General features: G+C 73.1%; 15 protein-coding genes. 9 read left to right on the forward strand and 6 right to left on the reverse strand.

The features are described from left to right. Positions 1-25: 25 nt before the first annotated feature. Positions 26-724 carry a SanA/YdcF family protein gene (locus QNO09_RS11760; RefSeq protein ID WP_283970066.1) on the forward strand — a complete coding sequence of 233 codons (699 nt, stop codon included), beginning with the start codon at positions 26-28 and terminating at the stop codon, positions 722-724. An 11-nt stretch (positions 725-735) separates the two neighbouring features. Here the strand turns inward: QNO09_RS11760 and QNO09_RS11765 are convergent, their stop codons facing one another. From QNO09_RS11765 to QNO09_RS11775, 3 genes are read right to left on the reverse strand one after another with little or no spacing between them, the layout of a single operon-like run. Next, complete coding sequence (locus QNO09_RS11765) at positions 736-1,503, reverse strand: enoyl-CoA hydratase-related protein (protein WP_283970067.1); 768 nt, start codon at positions 1,501-1,503, stop codon at positions 736-738. A gap of 30 nt (positions 1,504-1,533) precedes the next feature. Continuing rightward, the gene (locus QNO09_RS11770; protein WP_283970068.1) at positions 1,534-2,790 is read right to left on the reverse strand and encodes an FNR domain-containing protein; all 1,257 of its coding nucleotides are present in this window, start codon (positions 2,788-2,790) and stop codon (positions 1,534-1,536) included. Next, complete coding sequence (locus QNO09_RS11775) at positions 2,787-4,307, reverse strand: amino acid adenylation domain-containing protein (RefSeq protein WP_283970069.1); 1,521 nt, start codon at positions 4,305-4,307, stop codon at positions 2,787-2,789. The genes QNO09_RS11770 and QNO09_RS11775 overlap by 4 nt, the downstream gene beginning before the upstream one ends. A 393-nt stretch (positions 4,308-4,700) precedes the next feature. On the opposite strand from QNO09_RS11775, the gene QNO09_RS11780 reads away from it, so the two are divergent. Both QNO09_RS11780 and QNO09_RS11785 read left to right on the forward strand, forming a co-directional pair. After that, a complete protein-coding gene (locus QNO09_RS11780) occupies positions 4,701-6,824 on the forward strand; it encodes a molybdopterin oxidoreductase family protein (RefSeq protein WP_283970070.1) in 2,124 nt (707 codons plus the stop codon). Between the two features lie 207 nt (positions 6,825-7,031). Further along, positions 7,032-7,448 carry a gamma-glutamylcyclotransferase family protein gene (locus QNO09_RS11785; RefSeq protein WP_283970071.1) on the forward strand — a complete coding sequence of 139 codons (417 nt, stop codon included), beginning with the start codon at positions 7,032-7,034 and terminating at the stop codon, positions 7,446-7,448. A gap of 93 nt (positions 7,449-7,541) precedes the next feature. Here the strand turns inward: QNO09_RS11785 and QNO09_RS11790 are convergent, their stop codons facing one another. Further along, the gene (locus QNO09_RS11790) at positions 7,542-8,171 is read right to left on the reverse strand and encodes an NADPH-dependent FMN reductase (protein ID WP_502962280.1); all 630 of its coding nucleotides are present in this window, start codon (positions 8,169-8,171) and stop codon (positions 7,542-7,544) included. Between the two features lie 500 nt (positions 8,172-8,671). Here QNO09_RS11790 and QNO09_RS11795 point away from each other — a divergent pair, with 500 nt between their 5' ends. Then, complete coding sequence (locus QNO09_RS11795; protein WP_283970072.1) at positions 8,672-9,193, forward strand: GVDTG sorting domain-containing protein; 522 nt, start codon at positions 8,672-8,674, stop codon at positions 9,191-9,193. A gap of 133 nt (positions 9,194-9,326) precedes the next feature. Next, a complete protein-coding gene (locus QNO09_RS11800) occupies positions 9,327-9,983 on the forward strand; it encodes a class F sortase (protein ID WP_283970073.1) in 657 nt (218 codons plus the stop codon). Here QNO09_RS11800 and QNO09_RS11805 read toward each other — a convergent pair. After that, positions 9,921-10,313 carry a winged helix-turn-helix transcriptional regulator gene (locus tag QNO09_RS11805; protein WP_283970074.1) on the reverse strand — a complete coding sequence of 131 codons (393 nt, stop codon included), beginning with the start codon at positions 10,311-10,313 and terminating at the stop codon, positions 9,921-9,923. The two genes, QNO09_RS11800 and QNO09_RS11805, sit on opposite strands and share 63 nt — an antisense overlap. A gap of 104 nt (positions 10,314-10,417) precedes the next feature. On the opposite strand from QNO09_RS11805, the gene QNO09_RS11810 reads away from it, so the two are divergent. Beyond that, positions 10,418-11,314, forward strand: a complete 897-nt coding sequence (locus QNO09_RS11810) for an NAD(P)-dependent oxidoreductase (RefSeq protein ID WP_283970075.1) — start codon at positions 10,418-10,420, stop codon at positions 11,312-11,314. On the opposite strand, the gene QNO09_RS11815 is transcribed toward QNO09_RS11810, so the two are convergent. Then, positions 11,311-12,093: a sulfite exporter TauE/SafE family protein gene (locus QNO09_RS11815; protein ID WP_283970076.1), complete on the reverse strand. Its 783-nt coding sequence runs from the start codon at positions 12,091-12,093 to the stop codon at positions 11,311-11,313. The genes QNO09_RS11810 and QNO09_RS11815 overlap by 4 nt on opposite strands. 172 nt (positions 12,094-12,265) lie before the next feature. On the opposite strand from QNO09_RS11815, the gene QNO09_RS11820 reads away from it, so the two are divergent. Genes QNO09_RS11820 through nirD form a run of 3 tightly spaced genes read left to right on the forward strand, consistent with a single transcriptional unit; the run spans position 12,266 to position 16,436 of the window. After that, positions 12,266-13,483 carry an NAD(P)/FAD-dependent oxidoreductase gene (locus tag QNO09_RS11820; protein ID WP_283970077.1) on the forward strand — a complete coding sequence of 406 codons (1,218 nt, stop codon included), beginning with the start codon at positions 12,266-12,268 and terminating at the stop codon, positions 13,481-13,483. Continuing rightward, complete coding sequence (gene nirB, locus QNO09_RS11825) at positions 13,483-16,089, forward strand: nitrite reductase large subunit NirB (protein WP_283970078.1); 2,607 nt, start codon at positions 13,483-13,485, stop codon at positions 16,087-16,089. Before QNO09_RS11820 ends, nirB begins: the two co-directional genes overlap by 1 nt. Next, positions 16,086-16,436 carry a nitrite reductase small subunit NirD gene (gene nirD / locus QNO09_RS11830; protein WP_283970079.1) on the forward strand — a complete coding sequence of 117 codons (351 nt, stop codon included), beginning with the start codon at positions 16,086-16,088 and terminating at the stop codon, positions 16,434-16,436. The genes nirB and nirD overlap by 4 nt, the downstream gene beginning before the upstream one ends. Positions 16,437-16,677: the final 241 nt, after the last annotated feature.

Here is a 16,677-nt window from a genome sequence, read left to right on the forward strand (position 1 = left end):
GGCCGACCTGGGGAGGGACCGTCCGATGCGTCGTGTGACGTTCCACGGACCGCGGCTGCCGCGTTCCAGGCGGGGGCAGCGGAGGCTGGTGCAGGCCGTGATGGCCGGGTGCGTGCTCGCGCTGCTTCCGGCGACGTGGATGTACACCGCGGCGGGTGACCGGCTGCGTACGGCGGCGGATGTGCCGCGCACCGATGTGGCCGTCGTGTTCGGTGCCGGGCTGTGGGACGGGGAGCCCTCGCCGTATCTCGCGCACCGGCTGGACGCGGCGGCGAGGCTGTACCGGGAGGGGCGGGTCGAGGTGGTGCTCGTCACCGGGGACAACAGCCGTGCGGACTATGACGAGCCGGACGCGATGCGCGGGTATCTGACGCGGCACGGGGTGCCCGACGGGCGGATCGTCAGCGACTACGCGGGGTTCGACACCTGGGACTCCTGCGTGCGCGCGAAGAAGATCTTCGGAGTGGACGAGGCGGTGCTGATCAGCCAGGGCTTCCACATCCGGCGTGCGGTGGCCCTGTGCGAGGCGGCGGGGGTCACCTCGTACGGGGTCGGGGTGGACGCCGTGCACGACGCGACCTGGTACTACGGGGGCGCCCGGGAGGTCCTCGCCGCCGGGAAGGCCGCTCTGGACGCGGTGTTCCGGCCGGACCCCCGGTTCCTCGGTCCCCGGGAGCCGGGGGTGGAGAGGGCCTTGGCGACAGCCCAAGACCCTCTCGATTGACCGGGCCGGCGTCAGCGTCCGTGGAAGCGCGGGGGGCGTTTGTCCAGGAACGCCGTCATTCCCTCCTTCTGGTCTTCGGTGGCGAACAGGGCGTGGAAGACGCGGCGTTCGAAGCGGACACCGTCGCGCAGGCCGGTTTCGAGGGCCCGGTCGACACATTCTCGGGCCGCCCTGACCGCCGCGCCGCCGTAGGAGGCGATCGCCGCCGCCGCTTCGAGTGCCTCGGGCAGGACCCGGTCGTCCGGGACCACGCGGGAGACAAGACCGCAGCGTCCGGCCTCCCGCGCGTCCATGGTGCGGCCGGTGAGGACCAGGTCCATCGCCTTCGCCCGGCCGACGAGCCGGGTCAGCCGCTGGGTGCCGCCGATACCGGGGATCACGCCCAGTTTGATCTCGGGCTGCCCGAAGACGGCCGACTCCCCCGCGACGATCAGATCGCACATCATCGCCAGCTCGCAACCGCCGCCCAGCGCGTGACCGTTGACGGCGGCGATCTTCGGGGTGCGGAGGTCCGCGAACTCCTCCCAGGCGGCGAAGTAGTCCTCGGCCGCCATGTCGACGGCCGACTTTCCGGCCATCTCCTTGATGTCGGCGCCCGCCGCGAAGACGGTGTCCGAGCCGGTGACGACGAAACAGCCGACTTCGGGGTCCGCGTCCAACGGTCGGGCGAGGTCGAGGAGTTCGGACAGCAGCTCGGAGTTGAGCGCGTTGCGTACGTGCGGGCGGTGCAGACGTACGGTCACCACCCGGCCGTCGCGCTCCAGCTTCAGGTTGTTCATCGGCTTGCCCCTTCTACGAGTCCCAGATCGCTACGAGTCCCAGATCGCGCCGTACGCCGGGATGCCCCGCCGTTCCAGGCCGTGGACGACCTGCCAGGTCAGCTTCTTGTTGGAGATGCAGATGACCGCTTCGGCGCCGAAGTCCCGGTGGGCCTCGTGGGCGAGGCGCACCATGTCGGGTTTGCCGTGCCGGGAGGTGTCCCAGATCAGGGCGTCCGGCTGGACGGCGAGGATCTCGTCGACCAGGGCGTCGCCGTAGGTCGCGCGCGGGTCGCGGGTCGCCCAGACCAGCCGGGAGGGCACCTGGGCGGCGAGCAGATGGGGCAGGCAGGGGCCGATGCCGCTGCCGGTGGCGACGTAGACCACCTTCGTGAAGAGGACCTCGATGTTGGCGACGCCGGCCGTGGTGATGCCCTTGACCCACACCCGCTCGGGCAGGTCGTCGATGAAGGAGCCGGTCCAGTCGCCCGCCCGGGAGACCGTGAGCCGGAAGCCGGGCTCGCCGGGGGTGGGGACGTTGGCGAAGGAGTGCCATTCCCTCAGCGGGCTGCGGCTGATCGCGGTGGAGGAACCGGCGAAGGGGGTCTCGCCGTGGTCGAAGCGGGCCAGCACCACGTGGGAGGAGGGGCGTTCGAGGTGGACGTCCACCTTGCGCAGCCGCAGCCAGGGCAGGGCCACGCTGAAGGTGATCACGGCGAGCACGCCGACCTCCCAGGGACCCGGAGACGACATCAGTGTGTGCGCCCAGAACAGGCCCAGGGCCGTCCAGCCGCCGAAGCGGTGGATCTTCTCGAAGTGGTCGTGGTGGCGGGAGCGGAAGGGCGGCAGGGCGGTGGCGATGACGAGCGCGAGGAGGGCGATCAGCGTCCAGCCGACGGCCATGAGCGGGCCGTTCGGCGTCGTGATCGTCAGCGCCAGGAACCAGGCCGTGCCCGCCAGCGCCCCGCCGACGTGCAGTCCGCCGAAGTGGTACACCTTGCCCAGCGTCCAGCGGACCCGCAGTGGCCAGCTCGTCGGCGCCGACGTCGCCAGCCGGAACAGCAGGTTGATGACGTACTGCTGGCGTACGACGACGGCGAGGGCGAGGTTGGCGAGGGCCGCGTGTCCGAGGGTGGGCGCGTCGAGCGGCCGGGCGGTCGCCGCGAAGGCCCCGTTGACGAGCAGGACCAGGGCCGCCAGGCGGTGGTAGTGCATCAGGCGGGGGTGCTTGAGCAGGCGGCGGGGAGCGGGCAGGAGCGGCGGGAGTGCGTCGGTGGCCGGGTGGGGCCGGGGCGGGGACGTGGTCATCGTGCCACCGCCACGCGCTCCTCGATCAGGTGCAGCAGCGCCTGTTTGTCGATCTTGCCGCGGTCGGTCTCGGGGAGGAAGGCCAGCGGCAGGACCTGCTCGGGGACGCAGTAGTAGGGCAGGGCGTCCGCGACCGCGCGGCGGGCCGCGTCCGGGTCGACGTCCGCCGGGCAGACGAAGGAGACCAGGGTGCGGGCGTCGCGTTTCAGGGTGACGGCCCTGGTGCAGCCTGCGGCCGACTCCAGGACCGAGGAGACGGAGTCGAGCTCGACGCGGAAGCCGCGCACCTTGACCTGGTCGTCGGTGCGGCCGAGGTGCTCCAGCTCGCCGCCGGGGGTCCAGCGGCCGAGGTCGCGGGTGCGGAACATGCGGCGGCCGCCGCCGAGGAACGGGTCGGGGGCGTAGCGCTCGGCGTTGAGGGCGTCGTCGCCGAGGTAGCCGGCGGAGACGCAGTCGCCGCCGGCCCACATCTCGCCCACCTCGCCGATCGGCAGGGGACGGCGGTCGGCGTCGAGGACGTAGACCGTGTTGTTGGGGGTGGGTCGGCCGATGGTGAGCAGGGGGGCGGACGGGTCGTGGCGGCTCATCGTGTTGACGATCGTCGTCTCCGTCGGGCCGCAGCCGTTGAAGAAGGCGGCCTGCCGGGCCCACCGGTCGGCCAGCGGACGCGGGCAGGGCTCCCCCGCGACGGCTACCGTGCGCACCCGCGGGCAGGCGGCCGGGTCGAGGCCGGACAGCACGGTCGGGGTCGCGACGAGCACGTCCGCCGTGCGGGCCGCCGCGGCGAGGTCCCTGCCGCGGATGACGAGCGTGCCGCCCTGGGCGAGGCAGCCGAGGATCTCCCAGGCGGCCATGTCGAAGGCGATGTTGAGGAGCTGGGCGACGCGGTCACCGGGTCGGACGCCGAGACCGCCCGGGGCGGTGAGCAGGAGGTTGGCGACGTTGCGGTGGGTGACCTTCACCCCGTTGGGGCGGCCGGTGGTGCCGGAGGTGAACAGCACGTAGCAGCCGTCGTCGCCGGTGACGCGGACGCGCGGGGCCGGGGCGTGCGGCAGCGGCTCGTCGAGCGGGAGCAGCAGATGACCGTCGGGCAGCGGCACGCGGGGGGCGTGCTCGGCGAGCGTGAGGACGACCCGGGTGCGGGCGGTGCGGATGACGTGGGTGAGCTGGGCCGGGGGCGCGAGGCCGATGTCCTGCGGGACGTAGGCGGCGCCGGCCTTGAGGATGCCGAGCAGGCCGACCAGCATCGGGATCGAGCGGCGGACGAACAGGCCGACGTGGTCGCCGGGGCGGACGCCCTCGTGGACCAGCCGGGCGGCGAGGGCACCGGCGTACCGGTCGAGTTCGCCGTAGGTGATGCGGGCGCCCTGGTGCTCGGCGGCCACGGCGTGCGGGCGGGCCGCGGCGTGCCGGGCGACGGCGTGGTGCAGGAGCGGGTCGGGGACGGGGACGGTGGGGCCCCGGCCGTAGTGCCGGAAGAGCCGCTGGTCGTGGGGGGTCAAGTGGCGCAGAGGCATGGTCGGGTGGCCTCCTGGCTGTTTCGAGGTCGGATGGCCACCCGCGGCGGTGCCGCGGGTGGATGCAGCCGTGTGCGGCGGGCATGCCCGGGTGTCGAACGCGGTGCGGAGTCGTGCGAGCGCTGCGCGTAGCGAGAGCGTAGTGCGGCTGCTTCAACCCTCAACTAGGTCGGACCGGCCAAGAAAGGAACGCAATGAGCCACATGTGGCGTTTCCGGTCCCAGAGGCAACGTCTGCGCCGGTCGGCGACGACTTGAAGGAGGGCACGCCTGTCCTTCGCCGGGCAGCGGGCTCGCGCCTCACGCGGGCGGGGCGGTGGCGGGGAGGTTGCCGTCCCGGCCGCGTAACAGGGAACCGTCCCGGGCGTAACACGGCCGACGCACGCTGAACGGCATGCAGAGCACCGCGACGCCCACGCACTGCCCGTACTGCGCACTGCAGTGCGGGATGAACCTGACGCCCGCGCCGGACGGGACCGTCGAGGTGAGCGAGCGTGCGGATTTCCCGGTGAACCGGGGCGCGCTGTGCGGCAAGGGCCGTACGGCTCCGGCGGTGCTCGCCCGGAACGTCCGGCTGACCTCTCCGCTGGTCCGCGACGAGGGCGGCACGCTGGTGCCCGCCTCCTGGGACCGGGCGCTGCACCGGATCGCCGCGGAGCTGGGCCGCACGCGCGCGGAGCACGGGCCGGACGCGGTCGGGGTGTTCGGCGGGGGCGGGCTGACGAACGAGAAGGCGTACACGCTCGGCAAGTTCGCGCGGGTCGTGCTCGGCACGTCCCAGATCGACTACAACGGGCGTTTCTGCATGTCGTCGGCGGCGGCCGCCGGCATCAAGGCGTTCGGTCTCGACCGGGGGCTGCCCTTCCCGCTGGAGGACATCCCGAAGTCCGGCTGCGTGATCCTCGTCGGGTCGAACCTCGCGGAGACCATGCCGCCGTCGCTGCGGTTCTTCACCGAGCTGAAGGAGAACGGCGGGACGCTCATCGTGATCGACCCGCGCCGCACCAAGACCGCCGAGCAGGCGGACCTGCACCTGGCACCCCGGCCGGGCACGGACCTGGCCCTCGCCCTGGGTCTGCTGCACCTGGTGATCGCCGAGGGGCGGGTGGACGAGGAGTACGTGCGGGAGCGCACGGCCGGCTGGGAGGACGCGCGGGCGGCGGCGATGGCGCACTGGCCGGAGTACGTGGAGCGGATCACGGGGGTGTCCGTTCCCCAACTCCGCCAGGCCGTACGGCTGTTCTGCGATCCGGAGTCGGCGATGGTGCTCACCGCCCGGGGGCCCGAGCAGCAGTCCAAGGGCACGGACACGGTGGGCGCGTGGATCAACCTGTGCCTGGCGACCGGCCGGGCGGGCCGCCCGCTGTCCGGGTACGGCTGCCTGACCGGGCAGGGCAACGGGCAGGGCGGGCGCGAACACGGGCAGAAGGCCGACCAGTTGCCGGGCTACCGCAAGCTCGACGACCCGGCCGCGCGGGCGCATGTCGCCGAGGTGTGGGGGGTCGACCCGGACAGCCTCCCCGGGCCGGGGCGCAGCGCGTACGAACTGCTGGACGCGCTGGGCGGCGACATCCGGTCGCTGCTGCTGATGGCGTCCAACCCGGTGGTGTCGGCGCCGCGGGCCGCGCACATCGAGGAGCGCATCAGGTCGCTGGACTTCCTGGCGGTCTGCGACGTGGTGCTGTCGGAGACGGCGGCGCTCGCGGACGTGGTCCTGCCGGTCACCCAGTGGGCCGAGGAGACGGGCACGACGACCAACCTGGAGGGCAGGGTCCTGCTGCGGCGGCGGGCGATCACCCCGCCCGACGGGGTCCGCAGCGACCTGGAGGTGCTCCACGAACTGGCCGCCCGCCTGGGTGTGGAAAAGGGCTTCCCGACGGACCCCGAGGAGGTCTTCGAGGAACTGCGCCGGGCGTCGGCGGGTGGGGCGGCCGACTACTCGGGGATCACGTACCGCAGGCTGGTGGAGGAGGACGGGGTGTTCTGGCCGTGCCCGGCCGCCGCGGAGGTGGTCGACGCGGGCGACGACCCCGCCCGGGACACACCCACCGCGCACCCCGGCACGCCCCGCCTCTTCCTCGACCGCTTCGCCACGCCGGACGGCCGGGCGCGGTTCGTGCCCGTCTCGCACCGGCCGATCGCCGAGGAACCGGACGACGAGTACCCCGTGCTGCTCACCACCGGGCGGGTCGTGGCGCAGTACCAGTCCGGGGCGCAGACCCGGCGCGTGGCGGAGCTGAACGCCGCCGCGCCGGGGCCGTTCGTGGAGCTGCACCCGCGGCTGGCGGCGCGGCTGGGGGCGGCCGAGGGGGATCCCGTCGCCGTCGTGTCACGGCGGGGCCGGGCCGTGGCGCCCGCCAGGATCACGAACGCCATCCGGCCCGACACCGTCTTCATGCCCTTCCACTGGCCGGGTGAGGGCCGCGCCAACACCCTCACCAACCCCGCGCTCGACCCGACGTCCCGGATGCCGGAGTTCAAGGCGTGCGCGGTGCGGCTGGAGGCCGTCGAGAGGTAGGGGCGGGCAGGGGGCGGCAAGGGTCAGCAGGGGGCGGCTCACCGCGACCGCCTTCCAGGCCGCCGCCACCGGGTGCCGTCCTCGTCGACGGCGACGCCCCGGGCCTTCCGTCTCCTGGGCGGACGTGCGGCGCGGACGTGGGAGGTCCATGGCCCCGCCGTGCAGGGGCGCGAGGGCGCGAGGGCGCGAGGGCGCAGACTCGTTCCTGTGACCCTGCCCTTCTTCGTCTACGGCACCCTCCGCCCGGGGGAGGTCAATCACGACCTCCTGCTGCGCGGCCGCACCCGCTCCGAGGAACCGGCCCGGCTCCCGGACGCGGTGCTCTACCAGGGGCCGGGCTATCCGTACGCGGTCGAGGAACCGAGCGGCGGCCCGGTCGGCGGGGAGCTGGTCACCGCCCTGCCGGAGGCGTACGAGGGGCTGCTCGCCGAGCTGGATCGGCTGGAGGAGTACGCGCCGGGCGATCCGCGCAGTCTGTACGTGCGCGTCGAGCGGAAGGCCGTACGGGAGGCCGACGGAGTGGCCGTCCGGGCCTGGGTGTACGTGGCCGCGCCCGCCGTCGCCACGCGGCTGCGGGCGCGTGGGCGGACGATCGCGAGCGGGGACTGGCGGACGCGGGTGTGAGGGTGCGCGCCTTGGGGAGCGCGCGGGAGTGGAGGCGCGCGCGTTCGGGTGTGAGGGAGGCGCGAGCAGGCGGCCGGCATGCCTGAGGCGGGCTCAGCCGCCGTACGGCCGCCTGTGCCTGGCCTCTCGCAACGCCCTCCCCCACCACACCAGTTGGTCCAGCATGGCCTTCGCCGCCGCGTTCGGCCCGGACGGGTCGCGCAGAACGCCCCGGTCGTCGAAGGCGGCGCCTGCGTTGTGGAAGGAGACGGTGTCGCGGACGGTCACGGCGTGGAGCTCGGCGAAGACCTGCCGCAGGTGCTCGGCGGCACGCAGACCGCCGGACAGTCCGCCGTAGGAGACGAGGGCGACAGGCTTGGCCTGCCACTCGGTGAAGTGCCAGTCGACGAGGTTCTTCAAGCCTGCCGGGAAGGAGTGGTTGTACTCGGGGGTGAGGATCACGAAGGCGTCCGCGCGGGCCAGTTTCGGGGTGATGCCGGACAGCGCGGCGGTCGCCTCCGGGGTCGGTTCGAGGGACATCGGCAGCGCGGTCTCGGCGACGTCCACGACCTCGGCGACCAGGTCGTCCCGGTCCCGGACGCGGCCGAGGAGCCAGTCGGCGACGACCGGGCCGAAGCGGCCGTGCCGGTTGCTGCCCACGACGAGGGCCAGTCGGAGCGGATCGGTCGCGCTCTGTTGGGCGGCTGAGTCGGTCGTGGTCTGCAGGGTGGTTGAGTCGGTCACGGTCTGACGGGCGGTCGAGCCGGTCGCGGCCTCCAGGGCGGCTGAGTCGGTCGCGGTCTGCAGGGCGGCTGAGTCGGTCGCGGTCTGCAGGGCGGTCGAACCGGTCACGGCCTGACGGGCGGCCGAGCCGGTCACGGCCTCCAGGGCGGCTGAGTCGGTCGTGGTCTGCAGGGCGGTCGAGCCGGTCACGGTCTGACGGGCGGCTGAGCCGGTAGCGGTTGTGTTCATGCGGCACAGCCTCGTACCTCAACCATTCTTGAGGTCAAGCGCCGGTGCGCGCATCCGGGTCACCCGTTCACACGCGCTCCCCGCGCTTTTCCGCAACCCCACCCGCCGAACACCCGTGACCTGCCGAAACGAGAGCGAGCACGGCCCGGCGCCACAGCCCCTGACACCCATTCATCCCAATTCTGACGCCCCCTCAGCAAGCGCGTCCGTGCCGCTGCCCGTTACCTCGGAAGGGCAGGCGCACGACCGAACCGCCTCGAAGGGGAGCACCGATGCGACGTACCGCCCGGCCGTTGACCGCCACCGCGTTCGCCGTCGCCGCCGCGGCTCTCGCCGCGGCCCCCGCGCACGGCGCGTCCGCCGATGGCCTGGAGGTGTCCCCGGCCTCGGTCGTGCCGGGCGGTCAGGTCACGGTGCGCACGGCGGCCTGCGGCGACGGCGGCCCGGCGACGGGCGACGCCCGCGCGGTCGGGGCCGGTTCCCTCGTCCTGGCACCGGACGCGCACGGGCGGGACGCGACCGGGCGGTTCAGGGTGCCGCCGAGTGCGCAGCCGGGCACGTACGAGATCACCGCGACCTGTTCCCGCAGCGGTCGGCGGATCACCGGAGACCTGGTGGTCACGCTGACGTCGGTGCGCGGTCAGGTGCATCCCCGGGGGAGTGTGAAGACGGGGGTCGGCGGCGCCTTGGGCCCCGACCCCGTGCAGACCGCGGCCGGTGTGGCGGCTCTCGCCGTCGCCGCCGCGGGCGGTACCTGGCTCCTGCACCGCCGGGCGAGAGGCGACGGGATCTGACGGACACCCTCCGCTGTCCGTCGCCGGTACCGCATGTCCCCTCCCCCTCCGGGTCCGACGCCCCTCGCGGCCCGGAGGGGGGCACGGGGTGGGGCTCCCGGACCACCGAGGGAGATCAGGAAAGGGGTCGGGTATGCGCAGGTTCCCGCACGGCATCAGGTTCGGCGGCCCGGCCGACGCCGCCATGGCGGCCGTGACGGTGTTCGCCCTGTGCTCGGGGGCGTGGCTGCTGCGCGACGGAGCCGGGGCGCACGCCCCGCCGCAGCCGTCCGCCGCGCAGGCCCGGGCCGGGCTCGACGGCCGGGCCGGTGAGCGGCCCGCCGCGCCCGCGCTGCCGCCCTCGCCGCCCGACCGCATCCGCATCCCGGCGATCCGGGTGAACGCGCCGCTGACCGGGCTCGGCCTGACGAGGACCGGCAGTCTCGACGTACCGCCCGCCGCGGACGAGAACCTCGCCGGCTGGTACGAGGCCGGCACCACCCCCGGCGAGCGGGGCACCGCGATCGTCGCCGGCCACGTCGACACCGCCGACGGGCCCGCCGTCTTCTACCACCTCGGCGCCCTGACCAAGGGCAGCACGATCGAGGTGGACCGGCGGGACGGCGGCGTCGCGGTGTTCACCGTGGACGCCGTCGAGGTGTACGCCGCGAGGGACTTCCCCGACGAGAAGGTTTACGGCGCCGCCTCCCGGCCCGAGTTGCGGGTCATCACCTGCGGCGGCGGCTGGTCACGCGGCACCGGTTACCAGGGGAACGTCGTCGTCTTCGCTCACCTGACCGGCAGCCGGTGAGGCTCCCAGGACGTTGGCCCTCCCCCAGGCCCCCAGCGGCTCCAGCGCCTCGTTCAGGGACACGCCCCTCGGCGTCAGCGAGTACTCCACGCGGGGCGGAACCTCGTCGTACGCCTCGCGGTGCACCAGGCCGTCGGCCTCCATCTCCCGCAGGTGCGCGGCGAGCACCTTCTCGGTGACGCCCGGCAGCTCGCGGCGCAGCTCCCCGAAGCGGCACGGCCGCTCGTTCAGCGCCCAGAGGATCAGCACCTTCCACTTGCCGCCGATCACCTCCATCGCCGCGTCGATCCCGCACACGTACGCCCCCGGCCGCCGTCCTGTCGTCCCCATGCCCACCCTCGCCCTCCCGCTGCCTGGACCCTTCCCCCGGGGTAACCACCCACTTCGAAGTGCGTACTTGAGCAGGCGCTCCCCCTACGACGAGCCTAAACGCCATGACCGACACCGCAGTTGCCTTCTCCCGTACCCCTCTCACTCTGCTCGGCACCGGGGCCATGGGCACCGCCCTCGCCCGCGTCTGGCTGGCCGCCGGGCACGAGGTGACCGTCTGGAACCGCACCGCCGCCCGCGCCGAGCCCCTCGCCGCCGAGGGCGCCACGGTCGTCCGGACCGCCGCGGAGGCGGTGGCCGCGCACCGCCTCGTGATCGCCTGCCTGCTCGACGACGCCTCCGTGGGCGAGGCCCTCGACGGGGTCGATCTGGCCGGGCGGGACCTGGTGAACCTCACCACCGGCACCCCGGCCCAGGGCCGTGCGCGCGCCGCCTGGGCCGAGGCGCGCGGCGCGCGGTATCTGGACGCGGGGATCATGGCCGTTCCGCCGATGATCGGCGTGCCGGACTCCGGGGGCTACGTCTTCTACAGCGGTTCCCCCGAGCTGTTCGAGGAGCACCGCGACACCCTCGCCGTCCCGGCCGGCACCCGCTACGTCGGGGCCGATCCGGGCTTCGCCGCGCTGCACGACGTGGCGCTGCTGAGCGCGATGAGCGGCATGTTCGCGGGCATCACCCACGCGTTCGCGCTGATCCGCCCGGAGGACATCGCACCGAAGGACTTCGCACCGCTGCTGGTGGACTGGCTGACGGCGATGGCCCCGGCCGTGCACCAGAGCGCCGATCAGATCCAGAACGGCGACTACACCCGCAACGTCGTCTCCAACCTCGCGATGCAGGTCGCGGGCAACACCACCCTGCTGCGCACGGCCGAGGAGCAGCGGGTCAGCCCGGAGCTGCTGACGCCGTACACGGAGCTGATGGAGCGGCGGCTCGCGCAGGGGCACGGCGACGAGGACGGGACAGGCCTGGTCGAACTGCTGGACCTGCGAAGGGCCTAGGCCAGCCACTGCTCGTACGCCAGGTTCGCCACCAGGGCGAAGACGACCGTCAGCAGCACGATCCGGACGAAGCCGCTGCCCCGCTTCAGGGCGGTGTGGGCGCCGAGGGTGCCACCCGCGAGGTTGAAGAGGGCCATCAGGGCGGCCAGTTGCCACAGGACCGCGCCCTGCCAGGCGAAGGTGGCCAGCGCGCCGGCGTTGGTGCAGCAGTTGACGACCTTCGCGGTGGCGGAGGCGGTGACGAGGTCGAGGTGGAGGACGGCGGTGAGCGCGAGGACCAGGAAGGTGCCGGTGCCGGGGCCGATCAGACCGTCGTAGAAGCCGATGCCGAGGCCGGCGAGGCCGATCGCGGCGAGGATCCGGCGGCGGGTGGCCGGTCCGGTCGCGGGGGCCGTGCCGAAGGCGGGTCGCAGGATCACGAAGGCGGCGACCCCGAGCAGCACCACCATGATCACCGGCTTGAGGACGTCGGTGCTCATGCCGGCCGCGAAGAACGCCCCGGCGGAGGATCCGGCGAGGGCGGCCAGTCCGATGCGGACGGCGGTGCGGACGTCCACGGGCGCCTTTCGGGCGTATGTCACGGCCGCGCCCGTGGTGCCGACGATAGCGACGGCCTTGTTGGTGCCCAGCGCGTGCGCGGCGGGTGTGTTCGCCGGCAGTCCGAGCAGCAGCACCGGCAGCAGCAGGAGGCCGCCCCCGCCGACCACGGCGTCGATCCAGCCGGCGGCGAGGGCCGCGACGCAGAGCAGGACGATCATGGTCAGCGATATGTCGGGCATGATCACGACCCTATGCGGGCCGTCGCGACGCCGGTACGACGCACCTCACAGTCCGCCGTCACCGCACTTCAGGAACCCTCACACCCACCGCCCCGCCCCGCTGAGGGCAGCGTTCCCCGCGGGAAACAGAGATGAGGCTGCCGGGTAACACCGGCACCGCAAGGTCGAGGACATGACCTCGAATGAGCGTGTGGTGGTGATCGGCACCGGCCTCGCGGGCGTACGGCTCGCCCGGCGGCTCGGCGAGCTCGGCACGCCCGCGCTGCTGATCGGCGAGGAGGAGCACCTGCCCTACAACCGGGTGCTGCTCGCCGAGGTGCTGGCCGGACGGTACAGCCCCGAGGTGATCGCCCTCCCGGCACCGGCGCGGATCATGCGCGGCCGGGTCGTCGGTGTCGACCGCGGCCAGCGGACCGTCACCTGCGCCGACGGGACGGTGATCGGATACGACCGGCTCGTTCTCGCGACCGGCTCCAACCCCGTACTGCCGCCGCTGCGCGGGCTGTTCACCGAGCATCACGAACTGCCCGAGGGCGTCCACGCGTTCCGCACCATGGACGACTGCCTGGGCCTGTCGAAGGCGGTCCGGCCGGGGGCCAGGGCCGTCGTGGTCGGCGGCGGGCTCCTCGGGGTCTCCGCGGCCCGGGCGCTCGCCCTGCGCGGCGCCCAGGTGGTGCTCGCCCAGCAGTCCGAACGGCTGATGGAGCGCCAGCTCGACCCGTCGGCGTCGAAGCTCGTCACACGGCACCTGACCGACCTCGGCGTCGAGGTGCACACCGAGTGCCGCGTGCGGGACGTGCGCTGCGTCGGCGGCGCGGTCCGCTCCGTGGAGATGGCCGACGGCTACGCGCTCGACGCCGATCTGGTGGTCGTCGCCTGCGGTGTCCGCCCCCGGGCCGGTCTCGCGCAGGCCGCGGGGCTCGACGTCCGCAAGGGCGTGGTCGTCGACGACGAACTGCGCACCTCCGACCCGTACATCCACGCCGTCGGCGACTGTGCCCAGCACGCCGGTGTGCTCTACGGACTCGCCACTCCCGCGCTCGAACAGGCCGACGCGCTCGCCGCGCTGCTGGCCGGTGACACGACCGCCCGGTACACCGGCACCCGGTCACTGACGCGGCTCACGCTCACGGGGCACGACGGTCCCTTCGACCTCGCCGCGTTCGGCGAGACCGAGGCGCTCCCGGGCGACGACGTCGTCCAGCTCGCCGACGCCACCCGCGGCACCTACCGCAAGGTCGTCGTCCGCGACGACCGCCTGGTCGGCGGGGTCCTCGTCGGCGAACTCGGCACCGTCGGCGCGCTCGCCCGCGCCTGGGAGGGAGCAGAGCCGCTCCCCTCCGACGGCGGTCCGCTGCTCCACCTGCTCACCAACGATGGAGGCTCCTGATGACGGCCACCCTGGGGGCGAACCCCACGATCGTGCTCGTCGGCCACGGCATGGTCGGCCAGCGCTTCCTCGAAGCGCTGGCCGAGCGCGGCCTGACCGCCACGCACCGCGTGGTCGTGCTCTGCGAGGAGCCGCGCCCTGCCTACGACCGCGTCCAGCTGACGTCGTACTTCTCGGGCCGGACGCCCGAGGACCTGTCCATGACGGACATGGGGTTCATCAAGGACCACGGCATCGAACTGCACGTGGGCGACCCGGCGGAGAGCGTCGACCGGGAGGCCCGCCGGGTCACCGCCCGCTCCGGTCTCGTCGTCGACTACGACGTGCTGGTCCTGGCCACCGGCTCGTACCCCTTCGTGCCGCCGGTCCCGGGCAAGGACGCCGAGGGCTGTTTCGTCTACCGCACGATCGAGGACCTGCTCGCGATCGAGGAGTACGCGAAGAAGGCCCGGGTGGGTGCCGTGGTCGGTGGCGGTCTGCTCGGCCTGGAGGCGGCCGGCGCCCTCAAGGGTCTCGGACTCACTTCGCACATCGTGGAGTTCGCGCCCCGGCTGATGCCCGTCCAGGTGGACGACGGCGGCGGTGCCGCGCTGCTGCGCACCATCGAGGACATGGGCCTGAGCGTCCACACGGGTGTGGGCACACAGGAGGTGGTGGTCGGCGAGGACGGCTCGGTCACCGGCATGAAGCTGTCCGACGGTTCCGAACTCGCCACCGACCTGGTGGTGTTCTCCGCCGGTGTGCGCCCCCGCGACCAGCTGGCCCGCGACTGCGGTCTGACGGTCGGCGAGCGCGGCGGCATCACGGTCGACGAGCAGTGCCGTACGGTCTCCGACCCGCACGTCTTCGCGATCGGCGAGTGCGCGCTGGCGGCGGACGGCCGGGTGTACGGCCTGGTCGCCCCCGGCTACGAGCAGGCCGAGACGGCGGCGGCCACGATCGCCTCGGACGAGGCGTCCTTCACCGGCGCCGACCTCTCCACCAAGCTGAAGCTGCTCGGCGTGGACGTGGCGTCCTTCGGTGACGCGCACGGCACCGCCGAGGACTGCCTGGACGTCGTCTACTCCGACTCCCGTGCGGGCCTGTACAAGAAGCTGGTCATCGGCCGTGACGGCACGCTGCTGGGCGGCATCCTCGTCGGCGACGCGGAGGCGTACGGCACGCTGAAGGCGTTCACCGGCTCGGTCCCGCCCGTCGCCCCCGAGTCGCTCGTGCTGCCGGCCGGCGCCGGGGAGTCCGTCCGGCTCGGCCCCTCCGCCCTGCCGGACGACGCGATCATCTGCTCCTGCCACAACGTCTCCAAGGGCGCGATCCGCGGCGCGGTCACCGACCACCGGTGCACGACCGTGCCCGAGGTGAAGAAGTGCACCAAGGCCGGCACCGGCTGCGGCTCCTGCGTCAAGGTCCTCGGCCAGCTCGTCAACGCCGAGCTGGAGGCGAGCGGCGTCGAGGTCGACAAGGGCCTGTGCGGCTGCTTCTCGCAGACCCGTGAGGAGCTGTACGAGATCGTCCTCGCCCTGCGCATCAACTCCTACCAGGACCTGCTGGACCGCTACGGCCGCGAGCAGGCCCGGGGCGGTGACGGCTGCGAGGTCTGCAAGCCGACCGTCGGTTCGATCATCGCCTCCCTCGCCCCGGCGATCGGCGCGAGCGGCTACGTCCTGGACGGCGAGCAGGCGGCGCTGCAGGACACCAACGACCACTTCCTGGCCAACCTGCAGAAGAACGGCTCCTACTCGGTCGTGCCGCGGATCCCGGGCGGCGAGATCGCCCCGGAGAAGCTCATCGTGATCGGCGAGATCGCCCGCGACTTCGGCCTCTACACGAAGATCACCGGCGGCCAGCGGATCGATATGTTCGGCGCCCGCGTCGAGCAGCTGCCGCTGATCTGGGCCCGGCTGGTGGACGCCGGTTTCGAGTCCGGCCACGCCTACGGCAAGTCGCTGCGCACGGTGAAGTCCTGCGTCGGGCAGACCTGGTGCCGCTACGGTGTCCAGGACTCCGTCCGGATGGCGATCGACCTGGAGCTGCGCTACCGGGGCCTGCGTTCCCCGCACAAGCTGAAGTCGGCGGTCTCCGGCTGCCAGCGCGAGTGCGCCGAGGCCCAGTCGAAGGACTTCGGCGTGATCGCCACCGCGAGCGGCTGGAACCTCTACGTCGGCGGCAACGGCGGCGCGACCCCCCGTCACGCGGATCTGCTCGCGCAGGACCTGTCGGACGCCGAACTGGTGCGGCTGATCGACCGGTTCCTGATGTTCTACATCCGCACGGCCGACCGCCTGGAGCGCACGTCGACCTGGCTGGAGCGGATCCCCGGCGGCCTGGACCACGTCCGGGACGTCGTCGTGCACGACTCGCTCGGCATCTGCGACGAGCTGGAGCAACTCATGCGGGCGCATGTCGCGCACTACCGCGACGAGTGGGCCGAGACCGTCAACGACCCCGAGAAGCTCGCCCGGTTCGTGTCCTTCGTGAACGCCCCGGACACCCCGGACCCGGTCGTCGCCTTCGTGCCCGAGCGCGACCAGATGAAGCCCGACCTGCCGCTGCTGTCCATCGGCATGCGACCCGCCGCTGACGTACTGGAAGGAAGCGCCCAGCGATGACCCTGGCACCCGAGACCACTGATCTGAAGGTCGAACTGGCTCTGGACGGCGACTGGTTCGCGGTCTGCGACCTGAGCATGCTGCTCCCGGGCCGCGGGGTGGCGGCACTGCTTCCGGACGGCCGTCAGGCGGCGATCTTCCGGGACCGTTCCGGTGAGCTGTTCGCCGTCGACAACCGCGACCCGTTCACCGGCGCGGCGGTCCTCTCCCGCGGCCTGACCGGCACCCACCAGGGCCGCCCCTTCGTGGCCTCCCCCCTCCTGAAGCAGCGCTTCGACCTGATGTCCGGCCAGTGCCTGGACGACGAGACGGTACGGGTGACGGCCTACGAGGCGCGCGCGGCGTAGGGAGACCGGGCCTGAGAAACCGGCGTGCGAACACCCCTCTCCGGAGGGGTGTTCCGCCGTGCGCCGGGCGGAACTCGGGAGACGGCGTTCCACGCGGAGGCCGGTCGTCGCCTCAGCACGGTGACCGTGTAGTCGCCTTCCGCGGCGGCCGTGTCGTCGTCTTCAGCGCGGTGACCATGTCGTCGCGCACAGGGGAGTGTCCGTGTCGTCGCGTTCAGCGCGGCGGCCGAGTCGTCGCCTT

The organism is Streptomyces sp. 378, assembly GCF_030124145.1.
Taxonomy (GTDB): Bacteria; Actinomycetota; Actinomycetes; order Streptomycetales; family Streptomycetaceae; genus Streptomyces.